This is a genomic window from Pseudomonas sp. MF09156, assembly GCF_059862305.1.
The window spans coordinates 250,275-264,644 of the sequence record NZ_JCBCUR010000007.1 but is presented as its reverse complement, the minus strand read 5'-3'; the positions used below and the strand labels follow the sequence as shown (position 1 = coordinate 264,644).

The window sequence follows — 14,370 nt, the reverse complement described above, 5'->3', positions numbered from 1 at the left end:
CAATTCCCCCGGCCATTCGCGGCCCGCAAAACTGTTCCCATGACGTTTACGTCACCCTCCCTTGTGACCTTTCTTCACGGCCAGTTGCCATCATGGGCAAAGCGGTTACTCCGCTACACACTTTTAAAGGCGCGAAACTCGCACCATTTCGGTGCCTGCGTTTAGTTGGACGCCCTTTCCTGGATCAGAATCCACGGCGAAACCACTACCGCCCACAGGCTCGGATTACGCTCCACCAGGTCCAATGCCCGCGTCGCAGACACTTCGCCAAGGCTCCCCGAGGCCAGCCAGGCAGCCACTTTGTCCCGACTGTCCTCGGCCATCCCCTCGGCCGCTTCGATCAAATCCAGACCGGCGTCGACCCACAATAGGGCACCCTTGGCGAAGAACGGTTCAAGCTCCTTCCAGGAAATTTCCGCGGTTTCGCCGAGCAGCTTGGCATAGAGGGTGCTAGGTTCTTGCGTCATGGGAACTCACCTGAGGAAAAAATCGGCGCAATCATACCGTCGAGGCTTCCCCAGAAAAACCCAGTTGCAATTGAGGCACCGATTGAAAGTGTCAGGAACGCCAAGGATTGCCCGAGACTCTGGCATTCACCCGCCGCAATTCTGTCTTTTTCTTTCATTTAAGCGACATACCCGGGGTTTGCCCCCAGCAGCTAGCTTTTCAAGCGATCAACCGGCGCTCTACACTGTACCGGTACAGTTGCCAGGCCGCTGCCGGGGGGATATCCGAGATATCTGATCCGGTTCTGTAGCCCACAAGGCCGCTAGAACTATAAAAAATACAACAGTAAGAGTGGAGCACTATGAATAAGGCTACTAAGCAGATTTCCAAACTGTTTGCCGCTATGGTCCTGGCTGGGGTTGCCGGCCATTCGTTCGCAGCTGACACCATCAAGATCGGTATTGCCGGCCCTAAAACCGGCCCTGTGACCCAATACGGCGATATGCAATTCATGGGTGCCAAGCAAGCCATCAAGGACATCAACGCCAAGGGCGGTGTCGACGGCAAAATGCTCGAAGCCAAGGAATACGACGACGCTTGCGACCCTAAACAAGCCGTTGCCGTAGCCAACAAAGTGGTCAACGACGGCGTCAAGTTCGTGGTCGGCCACCTCTGCTCCAGCTCCACTCAACCTGCAACCGACATCTACGAAGACGAAGGCGTGATCATGATCACCCCGGCGGCTACCAGCCCGGAAATCACCGCCCGTGGCTACAAGCTGATCTTCCGTACCATCGGCCTGGACAGCGCCCAGGGCCCTGCGGCCGGCAACTACATCGCCGACCACGTCAAGCCAAAGGCCGTCGCAGTCCTGCACGACAAGCAACAATACGGTGAAGGCATCGCCACTGCGGTCAAGCAGACCCTCGAAGGCAAAGGCATCAAGGTTGCCGTGTTCGAAGGCCTGAACGCCGGCGACAAGGACTTCTCCTCGATTATCCAGAAGCTCAAGCAAGCCAACGTCGACTTCGTCTACTACGGCGGCTACCACCCAGAACTGGGCTTGATCCTGCGCCAGGCCCAGGAAAAAGGCCTGAAAGCCAAGTTCATGGGCCCGGAAGGCGTGGGCAACGACTCCATCTCGCAAATCGCCCAGAAAGCCTCCGAAGGCCTGCTGGTCACCCTGCCGAAATCCTTCGACGCCGACCCTGCGAACAAGGCCATCGTCGACGCACTCAAGGCTGACGGCAAAGACCCAAGCGGTCCGTTCGTGTTCCCGGCCTACTCGGCGGTTGAAATCATCGCTGGCGGCATCGCTGCTGCAAAAAGCGAAGACACCACCAAAGTGGCCGAGGCCATCCACGCGGGTACCTTCAAGACCCCGACCGGCGACCTGAGCTTCGATAAGAACGGCGACCTGAAAGACTTCAAGTTCGTGGTCTACGAATGGCACTTCGGCCAACCAAAAACCGAAGTATCCCCTCAGTAAGCCAGGCGTTACTGGACAACAAGCCCACTGTGCAAGCAGTGGGTTTTGTTTTACGAGGTTTATGGGCCACGCACCCGCGATCCGGGCGCTGGCTCACCTGAAAATCTTAAAACCGTCACCAGCGGTTCGCTGGCAAATGCTTTGTGCAAATGTGCTCACAGAACACAGCACCAGGCTGGAAGATGACTCCACCAGTGAAATGCGTATCGGGTTTTTAGGAGCGCTGTAATGCCTGAGATCTATCATTTTTTCCAACAGCTCGTTAATGGCCTGACCATTGGCAGCACCTATGCCTTGATAGCCATTGGCTACACAATGGTTTACGGCATCATTGGAATGATCAACTTCGCCCACGGCGAGGTGTACATGATTGGCTCCTACGTGGCGTTCATCGCCATTGCCGGGCTGGCCATGATGGGTATCCACTCCCTGCCGCTGTTGATGACTGCCGCGTTCCTTGCGTCAATCGTCGTAACCAGTGCCTACGGCTACAGTATCGAACGCGTTGCATACCGCCCCCTGCGTGGCAGCAACCGCCTGATCCCGTTGATTTCCGCCATCGGCATGTCGATTTTCCTGCAGAACACCGTATTGCTGTCCCAGGACTCCAAGGACAAGTCCATTCCCAACCTGATCCCGGGGAGCTTTTCCTTCGGTCCAGGTGGCGCACAAGAAGTGCTGATTTCCTACATGCAGATCCTGGTCTTCGTCGTCACCCTGGTGGCCATGCTGGGCCTGACCCTGTTCATCTCCCGCTCCCGTCTGGGGCGCGCCTGCCGGGCCTGTGCCGAAGACATCAAGATGGCCAACCTGCTGGGCATCAACACCAACAACATCATTGCCCTGACCTTCGTCATCGGCGCCGCACTGGCCGCCGTCGCTGCCGTGTTGCTGAGCATGCAGTATGGCGTGATCAACCCCAACGCCGGCTTCCTGGTGGGGCTCAAAGCCTTCACTGCGGCGGTCCTCGGCGGCATCGGCAGTATTCCGGGCGCGATGCTCGGCGGGCTGGTGCTGGGTGTGGCCGAAGCGTTTGGTGCCGATATCTTCGGCGACCAGTACAAGGACGTGGTGGCCTTCGGTCTATTGGTTCTGGTGCTGTTATTCCGGCCGACCGGCATCCTGGGCCGTCCGGAGGTTGAGAAAGTATGAGCAGATATCTTAAATCGGCGTTTTTCAGCGCCTTGCTGGTATGGGCCGTGGCCTTTCCGGTACTCGGGCTCAAGTTGAGCATTGTCGGGATCAACCTTGAAGTACACGGCACCGGGCCGGTGACGCTGACCATCATTGCCCTGTGCTCGGTGCTGATGTTCCTGCGGGTGCTGTTCACCCAGCAGGTCGGGGCGCTGCTCAAGTCCAATCGTGGCCCGCTGGTCTCGCCCAAGGTCAGCCAATTCCTGACCCTGCCGCGCACCCAGCGCTACATCATCATCGGCCTGATCGTGGCCGCGTTGATCTGGCCATTCTTCGGCTCCCGTGGTGCGGTGGATATCGCCACCCTGATCCTGATCTACGTGCTGCTGGGCCTGGGCCTGAACATCGTGGTGGGCCTGGCCGGCCTGCTCGACCTGGGTTATGTGGGTTTCTACGCGGTGGGTGCCTACACCTACGCGCTGCTCTCGCATTACCTGGGCTGGAGCTTCTGGATCTGCCTGCCATTGGCCGGCATGGCAGCGGCGACGTTCGGCTTCCTGCTGGGCTTCCCGGTGTTGCGCTTGCGCGGTGACTACCTGGCCATCGTGACCCTGGGTTTTGGTGAGATCATCCGTCTGTTCCTGCGTAACCTCACTGATATCACCGGCGGCCCCAACGGCATCAGCAGCATTCCCAAGCCAACGTTCTTCGGCTTGTCGTTTGATCGCTCCGCTGCCGAGGGCATGCAGACCTTCCACGAGTACTTCGGGATTGCCTACAACCCGGTGAGCAAAGTGGTGTTCCTGTACCTGGTCGCCCTGTTGCTGGCCCTGGCCGCGCTGTTCGTGATCAACCGCCTGCTGCGCATGCCGATCGGGCGTGCCTGGGAAGCGCTGCGTGAAGACGAAATCGCCTGCCGTGCGCTGGGCCTGAACCCGACCATCATCAAGCTCTCCGCCTTCACCCTGGGTGCCGCGTTCGCCGGTTTCGCCGGCAGCTTCTTTGCCGCTCGCCAAGGCCTGGTGACACCGGAGTCGTTCACCTTCATCGAGTCGGCAATCATCCTCGCCATCGTGGTATTGGGTGGCATGGGCTCGCAGTTGGGCGTGATCCTCGCGGCCATCGTGATGATCCTGCTGCCGGAACTGATGCGTGAATTCAGCGAGTACCGCATGTTGATGTTCGGCGCCATGATGGTGCTGATGATGATCTGGCGCCCTCAAGGCCTGCTGCCCATGCAACGTCCACATATGGAGCTGCGCAAATGAGCCGCGAGATCCTGAAAGTCGAAAACCTGAGCATGCGCTTCGGCGGCTTGCTGGCGGTCAATGGCGTCGCCCTGACCGTCAAAGAGAAACAAGTGGTCGCGTTGATCGGCCCCAACGGCGCCGGCAAGACAACGGTGTTCAACTGCCTGACCGGTTTCTACAAGCCGGCCGGTGGCAGCATCCTGCTGGACGGCCAGCCGATCCAGGGCCTGGCCGGTCACCAGATTGCCCGCAAGGGCGTGGTGCGGACCTTCCAGAACGTGCGGTTGTTCAAGGACATGACCGCCGTGGAAAACCTGCTGATCGCCCAGCACCGGCACCTGAACACCAATTTCTTCGCGGGCCTGTTCAAGACCCCGGCGTTTCGCAAGAGCGAGCGCGAGGCCATGGAATACGCCGCGTACTGGCTGGACAAGGTCAACCTGACCGAGTTTGCCAACCGCCCGGCCGGCACCCTGGCCTATGGTCAGCAACGTCGCCTGGAAATCGCCCGCTGCATGATGACCCGCCCGCGGATCCTGATGCTCGACGAACCGGCTGCGGGCCTCAACCCCAAGGAAACCGAAGACCTCAAGGCGTTGATCGGTGTGCTGCGTGAAGAAAACAACGCCACCGTGCTGCTGATCGAACACGATATGAAACTGGTCATGAGCATTTCCGACCATATCGTCGTGATCAACCAGGGCACGCCATTGGCCAACGGGACGCCGGAGCAGATCCGCGACAACCCGCAAGTGATCAAAGCCTATTTGGGGGAAGCGTAAATGCTGCAATTCGAAAACGTTTCCACTTTCTACGGCAAGATCCAGGCCCTGCACGACGTCAACGTGGAAGTGCGCCAGGGCGAAATCGTCACCCTGATCGGCGCCAACGGTGCCGGCAAGTCCACCCTGCTGATGACCCTGTGCGGTTCGCCCCAGGCTCACAGCGGCAGCATCCGCTACATGGGTGAGGAACTGGTGGGCCAGCACTCGGCGGCGATCATGCGCAAGAGCATTGCCGTGGTCCCGGAAGGCCGTCGGGTGTTTGCCCGCCTGACCGTGGAAGAGAACCTGGCCATGGGCGGGTTCTTCACCGACAAGGGCGACTACCAGGAGCAGATGGACAAGGTGCTGCACCTGTTCCCTCGGCTCAAGGAGCGCTTCAGCCAGCGCGGCGGCACCATGTCCGGTGGCGAACAGCAAATGCTTGCCATCGGTCGTGCGCTGATGAGCAAGCCCAAGCTGCTGTTGCTGGACGAGCCTTCCCTGGGCCTGGCGCCGATCATCATCCAGCAGATCTTCGATATCATCGAGCAGCTGCGCAAGGACGGTGTGACGGTGTTCTTGGTGGAGCAGAACGCCAACCAGGCGTTGAAAATTGCCGACCGCGCCTATGTGCTGGAAAACGGCCGGGTGGTGATGCAGGGCAGCGGCGAACAACTGCTGACCGATCCGAAAGTGCGCGAGGCGTACCTGGGCGGCTAAAAACGGTTGCTGGATGAACCGGACCAACATGTGGGAGCGGGCTTGCCCGCGATGGCGGTGTGTCAGTGCTGGATGTATTGGCTGACACGCCTCTATCGCGAGCAAGCCCGCTCCCACATTTGCTTTGTGTGAATCGTAGATTTCGCGGTGTTTTAAAGTTTTCTTCGATCTACCTGTAACGATCCCCGCCCCCCCTTCTCTAGTGGGGTAAGCAAGCACAAACGCTTCCTTACCACCTCACTGCTGGAGAAACACCATGACCGCTACCACCCGCTCGCTGCCCGTCGCCACCCTCGTCCTGGCCCTGGGTTCTGCCTTGAGCCTGAGCGCCCTGACCACTGTCGCCCATGCCGACGAGGCCAAGATGGAAAAATGCTTCGGCGTCGCCCTCAAAGGCAAGAACGACTGCGCTGCAGGCGCCGGCACCACCTGTGCAGGCACTTCGAAAACCGACTACCAGGCCAACGCCTGGAAGCTGGTTCCCGAGGGCACCTGCGTGAAGATGGAAAGCAAAACCTCGTCGACCGGCTTTGGCCAACTGGAAGCCTTCAAAGCCAAGTCCTGAACCATCCCCACGCCTGAGTATCGACGATGATTCTTTCATCCTTGCCTGACATCTCCGGGGCTCAGGCCCCCGGCCTGCCCCGGCGGGCCGGGCTGGGGCTCAAGAGCGAGCACTTCCAGGAAGTGCTCGCCACCCGGCCCGACATTGGTTTTTTTGAAGTCCACGCCGAAAACTACATGGTGGCCGGTGGGCCTTTTCATCATTACCTGGGATTGATCCGCGAGCAGTACCCGCTGTCGCTGCACGGCGTCGGCCTGTCCATTGGCGGCGAAGGCCCGCTGAGCCAGGAGCACCTTGCACACCTGGCAGCACTGGTGGCGCGCTATCAACCCCAATCCTTTTCCGAGCACCTGGCCTGGTCAAGCCACGGCCCGGTGTATCTCAACGACTTGCTGCCCCTGGCCTATGACGACGCCGCCCTTAAACGCGTGTGCGCACACATTGACCAGGTACAAACCGTGCTCAAGCGGCGCATGTTGCTGGAGAACCCGTCGACCTACCTGCAGTTCCAGTGCTCCACCCTGGACGAAACAGACTTCATCAGCGAAGTCATCCGGCGCACCGGCTGCGGCTTGCTGCTGGACGTAAACAATGTGTATGTGTCCTGCGTCAATCATCAGCAGGATCCGTTGGCCTACCTCGATGCTTTGCCTTTGCACACCGTGGGTGAGATTCATCTGGCCGGCTTTGCCGAAGACACCGACAGCCTGGGTGATCGCCTGCTGATTGACGATCATGGCGCCCCCATCGACAACGCGGTGTGGCAGTTGTATCAGCAAGCCTTACAACGCATCGGACCGGTTGCGACGCTGATTGAGCGCGACAACGATGTGCCAGCCTTCAGTGTGTTGCACGCCGAAGCCCGGCAAGCCGACCAGCATCTACTGACTGCGGCGGTGCACCCATGAACAACCTGCAAAGCCAGTTTGCCCAGGCGCTGCTGGCGCTGTACCAACCATGCCCGGATGGTTTGTTCAGCAGCAATGGCGCCGATCCTGCCAGTCGTTTTGCGGTGTATCGCAACAACGTCCACAGCTCGTTGATCAACGCCATGGCCGACAGTTATCCCGTGACCCTGCAACTGGTGGGCGATCGATTTTTCCGGGCCATGGCCGGGATGTATGTCCAGGCGTATCCGCCCACCAGCCCGCGGCTCAACGAGTACGGCAGTGACTTGGCCGACTTTATCCAGGGCTTCGCCCCTGCCGCCAGTGTCCCGTACCTGGCTGACGTCGCGCGGCTGGAGCGCTTGCGGATCAACGCCTATCACGCCGCCGACGCACCCTTCGCCGACTCGCAGGCCGTCATAAACCAGCTGCAACAGTTGCCTAGCCTGGGCAACGTGCGCCTGCAATTGCATCCATCCGTTACCACCCTGCAATCGAACTACGCCGTGGTGGCGTTATGGGCCGCGCATCAAACCAGCGACACCGTCGCCAGACTCGACCCGTGGCACGGGCAATGCGCACTGATCCTGCGCAATGGCCTGGAGGTCGAGGTGTTTTGCATCGACAGCGGCTGCGTGGCGTTTATCAACAGCCTGAACAACCAATGGCCCCTGGAAATGGCGATGGCGTACGCCCTCGACGCAGCCACTGAATTTGACCTGCACCAATGCCTGGGACTGCTGATCAGCCACCGCGCCATCACCCATATCAAGGTACAACCATGAACACTGCCTCCCCGAGCCTGATGTCCCGCGTCATTCAGGCCTTTGAAAAAATCCCCTACAGCCTGATCGCCCTTGTCGCACGTTTTTCCATTGCGGCGGTGTTCTGGAAGTCCGGCCAGACCAAGGTCGAGGGCTTGGCCATCGACCTGGTCGATGGCACCTTCGAACTGGGTATGCCACACCTGGCAAGCTCCACTGTGCCGTTGTTTCAAAGTGAATATCGGATACCGTTTGTGCCAGCTGAAGCAGCCGCGTACATGGCCACGTGCGCCGAGCACTTTTTTCCGGTCCTGATTCTGCTGGGGCTTGCCACGCGTCTTTCAGCCCTGGCGTTACTGGGCATGACCCTGGTGATCCAGCTGTTTGTCTACCCGGATGCCTACCCGACCCACGGCACTTGGATCGCGTTGCTACTGGTGCTGATGGCCAAGGGGCCAGGACGCGTGTCCATTGATCACTGGATCGCACGGCGCTGGCGTTAAAGCCGGTCCAACGCCTCGCCGTTGCGCTTGAACCAGCCCACCAGGTAATCGGCCAGCACTTGGGTACGGCGTGGCAGCCCGCCCTGATAGGGGTGGACCAGGTACATCGGCATACTGCGGGTCTGATAATCGCGCAGGATCCAGCGTAGTCGGCCGTCAGCCAATTCCATCTGCAACAGGTAGGACGGCAGCCGCGCGACACCCGCGCCAACCAGCGCGGCTTTTTTCAGCAGGTTGTAGTGGTTGGAAGCAAAGGTGCCATCCACCCGCACTCGCAACAATTCGTGTTGCTGGTGATACAGCCACTCCTCGCGACCGCTGTAGTGGCTGTTGAGCAAGCAACGGTGGCCAACCAGGTCAGCCGGCACCAGCGGTTCACCATTTTGCTCCAGATAGGCCGGGCTGGCGCAGGTCATTTCATGCCAGGCCAGCAGAGGCTTGGCGACCAGGCGCTCATCATTGGCAACCTCTGAGCGCACTGCCAGGTCAAACCCATCCCTGGCCAGGTCGCGATAGCTGTTGTTGAGGTCCAACTCGATCTGGACTTGTGGATACTGCCTGGAAAAATCCAACAGCAGGCCGTCAAAAAACGTTTCGCCCAAGGACACCGGAACCGTCATACGCACGGGCCCGGCCAAATCATCCTTGAGCCGCGCCAATGCCTGTCGGGCACGCTCGACCTGGACCACCAGCCCCTGGGCCTGGGGCAACAATGCCGCACCCGCCGCCGTCAGGCTGAGGCGGCGGGTGGTGCGGTGCAGCAACACCACCGAGTATTGCGCCTCCAACTGGCTGATGCGCTTGGACAACTGGCCCTTGCTGCATCCCAGTTGCTGGGCGGCCAGGGTAAAGCTGCCGGCCTCGATCAATACCGCAAACGCCGCCAGATCATCCATCTCGCTCATGGATTGTTTCCACTTGAAAACCAAAGGTTGCCTATTAGTGCGCTTATCCGCAGAAAAAACCACTCTAGACTCAAGGCTCACCTAAACCCCTTGAGGAACCACACCATGAAAATCCTGTTGATCGGCGCCAGCGGCACTGTGGGCTCGGCGGTCAAGGCTGAACTGTCCCAGCGCCATGAAGTGATCAGCATCGGGCGCAAGAGCGGCGACTTTCAGGTCGACATCAGCGACAGCGCCTCGATCCGCCGACTGTTTGTACAAACCGGCCAGTTCGATGCCTTGGTGTGCGCCGCCGGCAGCGTCAACTTCGTGCCCCTGGGGGAGATGGAGGCCAACCATTTCGACCTCGGCCTGCAAGACAAGCTGATGGGTCAGGTCAATCTGTTGCTGATCGGCCGCGAGTTTGCCAACGACGGTGCGTCGTTCACCTTTACCAGCGGCATTCTCAACCGCGACCCGATCCGCACAGGCGCCTCGGCGGCACTGGTCAACGGTGCCATCGATGCGTTCGTCAAAGCGGCTGCGATTGAACTGCCACGGGGCCTGCGGATCAACTCGGTCAGCCCGACCGTGTTGGTGGAAGCCATGGGCAGCTATGCGCCATACTTCAGGGGTTTTAAGCCGGTTCCGGCGACGGAAGTGGCTTTGGCCTACGCCAAGAGTGTGGAAGGTTTACAGACCGGGCAGACCTACATCGTAGGTTGATCACTTGAGGAGCGACGGCATCATCTCCAACAACTGGTTGCGGGGGATGGAGAACCTCAGGCCCGGACCGTAGAGCACACCTTGGACCGTCGCCGTATTGAGCTGCCGGCCATTGAGGTACAGGGTCATCTGCTTATGCATGGCCGCCTGGGTCAGCGCTTTCGTGCGCTCCCTGGCTTCCGGCGTCAGCGTCACGTCGACCTCGATAAACTCGGGTTGGAGGGCGCCGGCTCTTTTCAGGGTCAAGGTCATATCGGTGAAGTCGGTCTGTGAGGTGTAGAACAGCTTGGCCGGCACCTCGGCCCAGGCCAGGGGTGCCACGCAGGCCAGGGCGAAAAGGGTCCATCGAATGTTCATATGAATGCGCCTTTCGAAAAACTTAAACTTGGCATAAGGCTTCCGTAACATCCACGGAAAAGGCTTAATTTCAGGCTCCGTTAAAATGCTGCAACCTAATCGCCCATCACCGGCTTGTGATGCAGCGCCAGCCTGCGTAACGTGGCGGCACTTATCAGGAGACCCGATAATGCTTGCCGCCCGTACCCTTGCTCTGTTTGCCCTGTTGCCCCTGCTCACCGCCTGCCAGTTGTTCGACCGCGATGCGGCCAAGCCGTCCATGACGGGCCTGACTCGCATGCAGGGCGAATTGACCGCAGTGGGCGACAAATTGCTGTTCCAGCCCTGCCATGATCAGCGCAACTATGTGGTCAACGACACCGGCGGCACCAGCATCCTCCAGGAAGCTGCGTCCCTGGCCGGCCAGCAAGGGGCCTTGTTTGCCGACCTGCGCGGCAAGTTCTCCGGAGTCGCCAGCGGCACCCAGGGCCAGGTGGACCTGCAGCAACTGTACCGCGTCGAACGTTCGACCTCGGCCTGCGACGACCCGGACTTCAAGCGCATGATCCTGCGCGCCAATGGCCACAAGCCGGCGTGGGCATTGAACGTCACCAATAAGGGCATGGTCTTGCAACGCGAGGGGCAGCCACCGTTGCCGGTGCCTTATGTCGAAGAACAACTGGGCGACGGCCGCTTCAACCTCACCACCGAAGCCAACGGCCAGCAGATTGAACTGTGGGTCGCGCCCCAACGCTGCATCGATAGCGTCAGTGGCAGCCTGCAGCATATGAGCGCCGAACTTCGGATCAACGGTCAGGTGCAGCGTGGCTGCGCGGCGTTTGGCGGCTCGCGAGACGACTGATTCAGCCCTGCGCTGTTTTAGCATGACGGGAAACCGCCGTTGGGGCTTATAATCGCCGGTTTGCAAAACCGCCGGCCCTACCAAACGCCGCATACCGGATCCTGTCATGCTACGAATCACCGAACTCAAGCTGCCCATCGACCATCCCGAAGAAGACCTGCGGCCTGCCATTGTGCAGCGCCTGGGCATCGCCAGTGATGATCTGCTCGATTTCACCCTGTTCAAACGCAGCTACGATGCGCGCAAGAAGTCGTCGGAGCTGTGTTTCATCTACACCGTCGACCTTGAGGTCAAGGGCGAGGCCGCCCTGCTGCTCAAGTTCGCTGACGACCGCAATATCAATGCCGCCCCCGATGTCAGCTACAAGGTCGTCGGCCAGGCACCGGCCGACCTGAGCGAGCGGCCGATTGTGGTCGGCTTCGGCCCTTGCGGGATCTTTGCCGGGTTGTTGCTGGCGCAAATGGGCTTCAAGCCGATCATCCTCGAGCGCGGCCGCGAAGTGCGCCAGCGCACCAAGGACACCTGGGGCCTGTGGCGCAAAAGCGTACTCAACCCCGAGTCCAACGTGCAGTTCGGCGAGGGCGGTGCCGGGACCTTTTCCGACGGCAAGCTCTACAGCCAGATCAAGGACCCGAAATTTCACGGGCGCAAGGTCCTGCACGAGTTCGTCAAAGCCGGCGCGCCAGACGAGATCCTCTACGTCAGCAAACCGCACATCGGTACCTTCCGCCTGACCGGCGTGGTGGAAAACATGCGCCAGCAGATCATCGCCCTGGGCGGTGAAGTGCGTTTTGAACAGCGGGTCACCGACGTGCTGATCGAAGATGGCCAGTTGAATGGCGTGGTGGTCGCGGGTGGCGAGCAGATCCTTTCCAAGCATGTGATCCTCGCCCTCGGCCACAGCGCCCGCGACACTTTCCGCATGCTCCACGGCCGTGGCGTGTACATGGAAGCCAAGCCGTTTTCGGTGGGTTTCCGTATCGAACATCCGCAGTCGCTGATCGACGCCGCACGCCTGGGCAAATATGCCGGGCACCCGAAACTGGGCGCGGCCGACTACAAGCTGGTGCACCACGCCAAGAACGGCCGCTCGGTGTACAGCTTCTGCATGTGCCCAGGCGGCACGGTGGTGGCAGCCACCTCCGAGCCGAATCGGGTCGTGACCAATGGCATGAGCCAGTATTCGCGTAACGAACGCAATGCCAACTCCGGGATCGTGGTGGGTATCACGCCGGAAGTGGACTACCCGGGCGGCCCGCTGGCCGGGATCGAGTTGCAGGAGCGCCTGGAGTCCCACGCGTTCATCCTCGGCGGCAGCAACTACGAAGCACCGGCGCAACTGGTGGGTGATTTCATCGCCGGCAAGCCGTCCACGGCTATTGGTAGCGTGGAACCTTCCTACAAGCCAGGCGTAGCCCTGGGCGACTTGGCCCTGGCCTTGCCAGACTTCGCCATCGAGGCCATCCGCGAAGCGTTGCCGGCCTTTGAGAAGCAGATCAAGGGTTACTCGTTGCATGACGCGGTATTGACCGGGATCGAGACCCGCACTTCATCGCCGCTGCGGATCACCCGCGACGCATCGATGCAGAGCTTGAATGTCAAAGGCCTGTTCCCGGCCGGCGAAGGTGCTGGCTATGCCGGTGGGATCCTGTCGGCCGGCGTTGACGGGATTCGGATTGCCGAAGCCGTGGCGCGCAACATCCTCGGGATCGAAGCCTGAGCAAACGCCCTCCACTGTGGGAGCGGGCAAGCCCGGCTCCCACAGTGATCATCATGCGCCAGACGGTTTAGATATTGGCGCGCAGAATACTGTCCGGCAACGGCTCGCCCCGCTCGACACTGGCGGCAACCGCGTCGATCAACTCTTCCAGTTCATACCCCTGCCCGACCAGCCACGCATCGTCGTAGTAGGTCGTGGCATAGCGCTCGCCACCGTCACACAGAATCGCCACGATAGACCCGGACTCCCCTGCCGCCTGCATCTGCTGCGCGGCAACCAGCGCGCCGATCAGGTTGGTGCCGCTGGAACCCCCGACCCGCCGTCCCAAGCGTTGCGCCAGGTAATGCATGGCCGCCAGCGACAGGGCGTCCGGCACCTTGACCATCGCATCAATCACCTTGAGCAGGAACGACGCCTCCACCCGTGGCCGGCCGATGCCCTCGATCCGTGAACCGCAGTCCAGGCGCAAACTGGCGTCACCGCTCTGGTAATACTCGAAGAACACCGAACGCTCGGCATCGGCACACAAGACTCGGGTGCAATGCTGGCGATAACGCACATAGCGCCCCAGGGTCGCCGTGGTCCCGCCGGTACCCGGGCTGGAAATCAGCCAGCTCGGCTCTGGATGGCGCTCGAAGCGCAGCTGCTGGAAGATCGATTCGGCAATGTTGTTATTCGCCCGCCAGTCCGTCGCGCGTTCGGCATAGGTGAACTGATCCATGAAGTGCCCGCCACTTTCCTGCGCCAGGCGCTCGGATTCGGCGTAGATCTGCGTGGGATCCTGCACCAGGTGGCTCTTGCCACCGTAGAAGGCGATCTGCGCAATTTTTTCCTGGGACGTGGTGGCCGGCATCACCGCAATGAACGGCAGGCCCAGCAAACGCGCGAAGTACGCCTCGGAGATCGCCGTCGAGCCACTGGAGGCTTCGATCACTGGCGCGCCGGGCTTGAGCCAACCGTTGCACAGCGCATACAGGAACAGGGAGCGAGCCAGCCGGTGCTTGAGGCTGCCGGTGGGGTGGCTGGACTCATCCTTGAAATACAACTCGATCCCCGGCAAGCCCGGTAAAGGCAGCGGGATCAGGTGGGTGTCGGCGCTGCGCTGGAAGTCCGCCTCAATAATGCGGATGGCCTCTCGGGCCCACGGACGATGGTCGCTCATGCTCAAGTTCCATTAGGTTTTCAGGCTGAATGTTAGGGTCTTTCCTACACTGCACACAGATACAGTCATGACTCAATTCGACACACAATTGCTAGTCTTTGACGCAAGCCCTACCACGACGCTTTTATATAACAAAAAAGAATATAACTTTTGTTTT

At 60.3% G+C, this 14,370-nt stretch carries 17 protein-coding genes; 12 read left to right on the top strand and 5 right to left on the bottom strand.

What is annotated here, in order from left to right; genetic code table 11:
• Nucleotides 1-161 precede the first annotated feature (161 nt).
• Entirely contained in the window at nt 162-467 is a 306-nt protein-coding gene (locus AC19YY_RS18280; RefSeq protein WP_170042903.1) for a DUF2288 domain-containing protein, read from the bottom strand.
• Nucleotides 464-625, bottom strand: coding sequence for a hypothetical protein (locus AC19YY_RS18275; RefSeq protein WP_169955504.1), 162 nt, complete (start codon nt 623-625; stop codon nt 464-466). Before AC19YY_RS18275 ends, AC19YY_RS18280 begins: the two co-directional genes overlap by 4 nt.
• 183 nt (nt 626-808) lie before the next feature.
• On the opposite strand from AC19YY_RS18275, the gene AC19YY_RS18270 reads away from it, so the two are divergent.
• The 9 genes from AC19YY_RS18270 (at nt 809) to AC19YY_RS18230 (ending at nt 8,523) form a co-directional block, all read left to right on the top strand.
• Nucleotides 809-1,936 carry a branched-chain amino acid ABC transporter substrate-binding protein gene (locus tag AC19YY_RS18270; protein WP_169955503.1) on the top strand — a complete coding sequence of 376 codons (1,128 nt, stop codon included), beginning with the start codon at nt 809-811 and terminating at the stop codon, nt 1,934-1,936.
• Nucleotides 1,937-2,164: 228 nt separating this feature from the next.
• Entirely contained in the window at nt 2,165-3,088 is a 924-nt protein-coding gene (livH, locus tag AC19YY_RS18265; protein WP_169955502.1) for a high-affinity branched-chain amino acid ABC transporter permease LivH, read from the top strand.
• Nucleotides 3,085-4,338, top strand: coding sequence for a high-affinity branched-chain amino acid ABC transporter permease LivM (locus AC19YY_RS18260; RefSeq protein ID WP_029297111.1), 1,254 nt, complete (start codon nt 3,085-3,087; stop codon nt 4,336-4,338). The genes livH and AC19YY_RS18260 overlap by 4 nt, the downstream gene beginning before the upstream one ends.
• Nucleotides 4,335-5,102, top strand: coding sequence for a high-affinity branched-chain amino acid ABC transporter ATP-binding protein LivG (gene livG, locus AC19YY_RS18255; protein ID WP_169955501.1), 768 nt, complete (start codon nt 4,335-4,337; stop codon nt 5,100-5,102). The genes AC19YY_RS18260 and livG overlap by 4 nt, the downstream gene beginning before the upstream one ends.
• Nucleotides 5,103-5,804, top strand: a complete 702-nt coding sequence (locus AC19YY_RS18250; protein ID WP_029297115.1) for an ABC transporter ATP-binding protein — start codon at nt 5,103-5,105, stop codon at nt 5,802-5,804.
• Between the two features lie 256 nt (nt 5,805-6,060).
• Nucleotides 6,061-6,369 carry a BufA1 family periplasmic bufferin-type metallophore gene (locus AC19YY_RS18245; protein WP_500604625.1) on the top strand — a complete coding sequence of 103 codons (309 nt, stop codon included), beginning with the start codon at nt 6,061-6,063 and terminating at the stop codon, nt 6,367-6,369.
• A gap of 26 nt (nt 6,370-6,395) precedes the next feature.
• On the top strand, nt 6,396-7,277 hold the full coding sequence (gene bufB / locus AC19YY_RS18240; protein ID WP_500604624.1) for an MNIO family bufferin maturase: 882 nt from the start codon (nt 6,396-6,398) through the stop codon (nt 7,275-7,277).
• Nucleotides 7,274-8,041: an HvfC/BufC family peptide modification chaperone gene (locus AC19YY_RS18235; RefSeq protein WP_500604623.1), complete on the top strand. Its 768-nt coding sequence runs from the start codon at nt 7,274-7,276 to the stop codon at nt 8,039-8,041. Before bufB ends, AC19YY_RS18235 begins: the two co-directional genes overlap by 4 nt.
• Entirely contained in the window at nt 8,038-8,523 is a 486-nt protein-coding gene (locus AC19YY_RS18230) for a DoxX family protein (RefSeq protein WP_500604622.1), read from the top strand. The genes AC19YY_RS18235 and AC19YY_RS18230 overlap by 4 nt, the downstream gene beginning before the upstream one ends.
• Here AC19YY_RS18230 and AC19YY_RS18225 read toward each other — a convergent pair.
• Entirely contained in the window at nt 8,520-9,428 is a 909-nt protein-coding gene (locus AC19YY_RS18225) for a LysR family transcriptional regulator (RefSeq protein WP_169955496.1), read from the bottom strand. The genes AC19YY_RS18230 and AC19YY_RS18225 overlap by 4 nt on opposite strands.
• Before the next feature lie 105 nt (nt 9,429-9,533).
• On the opposite strand from AC19YY_RS18225, the gene AC19YY_RS18220 reads away from it, so the two are divergent.
• On the top strand, nt 9,534-10,133 hold the full coding sequence (locus AC19YY_RS18220; protein ID WP_500604621.1) for a short chain dehydrogenase: 600 nt from the start codon (nt 9,534-9,536) through the stop codon (nt 10,131-10,133).
• Here the strand turns inward: AC19YY_RS18220 and AC19YY_RS18215 are convergent, their stop codons facing one another.
• Complete coding sequence (locus tag AC19YY_RS18215; protein ID WP_500604620.1) at nt 10,134-10,490, bottom strand: hypothetical protein; 357 nt, start codon at nt 10,488-10,490, stop codon at nt 10,134-10,136.
• A 169-nt stretch (nt 10,491-10,659) separates the two neighbouring features.
• On the opposite strand from AC19YY_RS18215, the gene AC19YY_RS18210 reads away from it, so the two are divergent.
• Together AC19YY_RS18210 and AC19YY_RS18205 are read left to right on the top strand one after the other, a co-directional pair.
• Nucleotides 10,660-11,331, top strand: coding sequence for a COG3650 family protein (locus AC19YY_RS18210; RefSeq protein ID WP_169955493.1), 672 nt, complete (start codon nt 10,660-10,662; stop codon nt 11,329-11,331).
• A gap of 106 nt (nt 11,332-11,437) precedes the next feature.
• Complete coding sequence (locus tag AC19YY_RS18205; protein ID WP_169955492.1) at nt 11,438-13,051, top strand: NAD(P)/FAD-dependent oxidoreductase; 1,614 nt, start codon at nt 11,438-11,440, stop codon at nt 13,049-13,051.
• A gap of 67 nt (nt 13,052-13,118) precedes the next feature.
• Here AC19YY_RS18205 and AC19YY_RS18200 read toward each other — a convergent pair whose 3' ends face one another.
• Nucleotides 13,119-14,213: a PLP-dependent cysteine synthase family protein gene (locus AC19YY_RS18200; protein WP_500604619.1), complete on the bottom strand. Its 1,095-nt coding sequence runs from the start codon at nt 14,211-14,213 to the stop codon at nt 13,119-13,121.
• Nucleotides 14,214-14,370: the final 157 nt, after the last annotated feature.

Excerpts from the sequence above, each read along its gene's own strand:
- AC19YY_RS18270 (WP_169955503.1), top strand. The coding sequence starts at position 809 with ATGAATAAGGCTACTAAGCAGATTTCCAAACTGTTTGCCGCTATGGTC.
- AC19YY_RS18225 (WP_169955496.1), bottom strand. The coding sequence starts at position 9,428 with ATGAGCGAGATGGATGATCTGGCGGCGTTTGCGGTATTGATCGAGGCC.
- bufB (WP_500604624.1), top strand. The coding sequence starts at position 6,396 with ATGATTCTTTCATCCTTGCCTGACATCTCCGGGGCTCAGGCCCCCGGC.
- AC19YY_RS18200 (WP_500604619.1), bottom strand. The coding sequence starts at position 14,213 with ATGAGCGACCATCGTCCGTGGGCCCGAGAGGCCATCCGCATTATTGAG.
- livG (WP_169955501.1), top strand. The coding sequence starts at position 4,335 with ATGAGCCGCGAGATCCTGAAAGTCGAAAACCTGAGCATGCGCTTCGGC.
- AC19YY_RS18235 (WP_500604623.1), top strand. The coding sequence starts at position 7,274 with ATGAACAACCTGCAAAGCCAGTTTGCCCAGGCGCTGCTGGCGCTGTAC.
- AC19YY_RS18250 (WP_029297115.1), top strand. The coding sequence starts at position 5,103 with ATGCTGCAATTCGAAAACGTTTCCACTTTCTACGGCAAGATCCAGGCC.
- livH (WP_169955502.1), top strand. The coding sequence starts at position 2,165 with ATGCCTGAGATCTATCATTTTTTCCAACAGCTCGTTAATGGCCTGACC.
- AC19YY_RS18220 (WP_500604621.1), top strand. The coding sequence starts at position 9,534 with ATGAAAATCCTGTTGATCGGCGCCAGCGGCACTGTGGGCTCGGCGGTC.
- AC19YY_RS18260 (WP_029297111.1), top strand. The coding sequence starts at position 3,085 with ATGAGCAGATATCTTAAATCGGCGTTTTTCAGCGCCTTGCTGGTATGG.
- AC19YY_RS18275 (WP_169955504.1), bottom strand. The coding sequence starts at position 625 with ATGAAAGAAAAAGACAGAATTGCGGCGGGTGAATGCCAGAGTCTCGGG.
- AC19YY_RS18210 (WP_169955493.1), top strand. The coding sequence starts at position 10,660 with ATGCTTGCCGCCCGTACCCTTGCTCTGTTTGCCCTGTTGCCCCTGCTC.
- AC19YY_RS18230 (WP_500604622.1), top strand. The coding sequence starts at position 8,038 with ATGAACACTGCCTCCCCGAGCCTGATGTCCCGCGTCATTCAGGCCTTT.
- AC19YY_RS18245 (WP_500604625.1), top strand. The coding sequence starts at position 6,061 with ATGACCGCTACCACCCGCTCGCTGCCCGTCGCCACCCTCGTCCTGGCC.
- AC19YY_RS18215 (WP_500604620.1), bottom strand. The coding sequence starts at position 10,490 with ATGAACATTCGATGGACCCTTTTCGCCCTGGCCTGCGTGGCACCCCTG.
- AC19YY_RS18205 (WP_169955492.1), top strand. The coding sequence starts at position 11,438 with ATGCTACGAATCACCGAACTCAAGCTGCCCATCGACCATCCCGAAGAA.
- AC19YY_RS18280 (WP_170042903.1), bottom strand. The coding sequence starts at position 467 with ATGACGCAAGAACCTAGCACCCTCTATGCCAAGCTGCTCGGCGAAACC.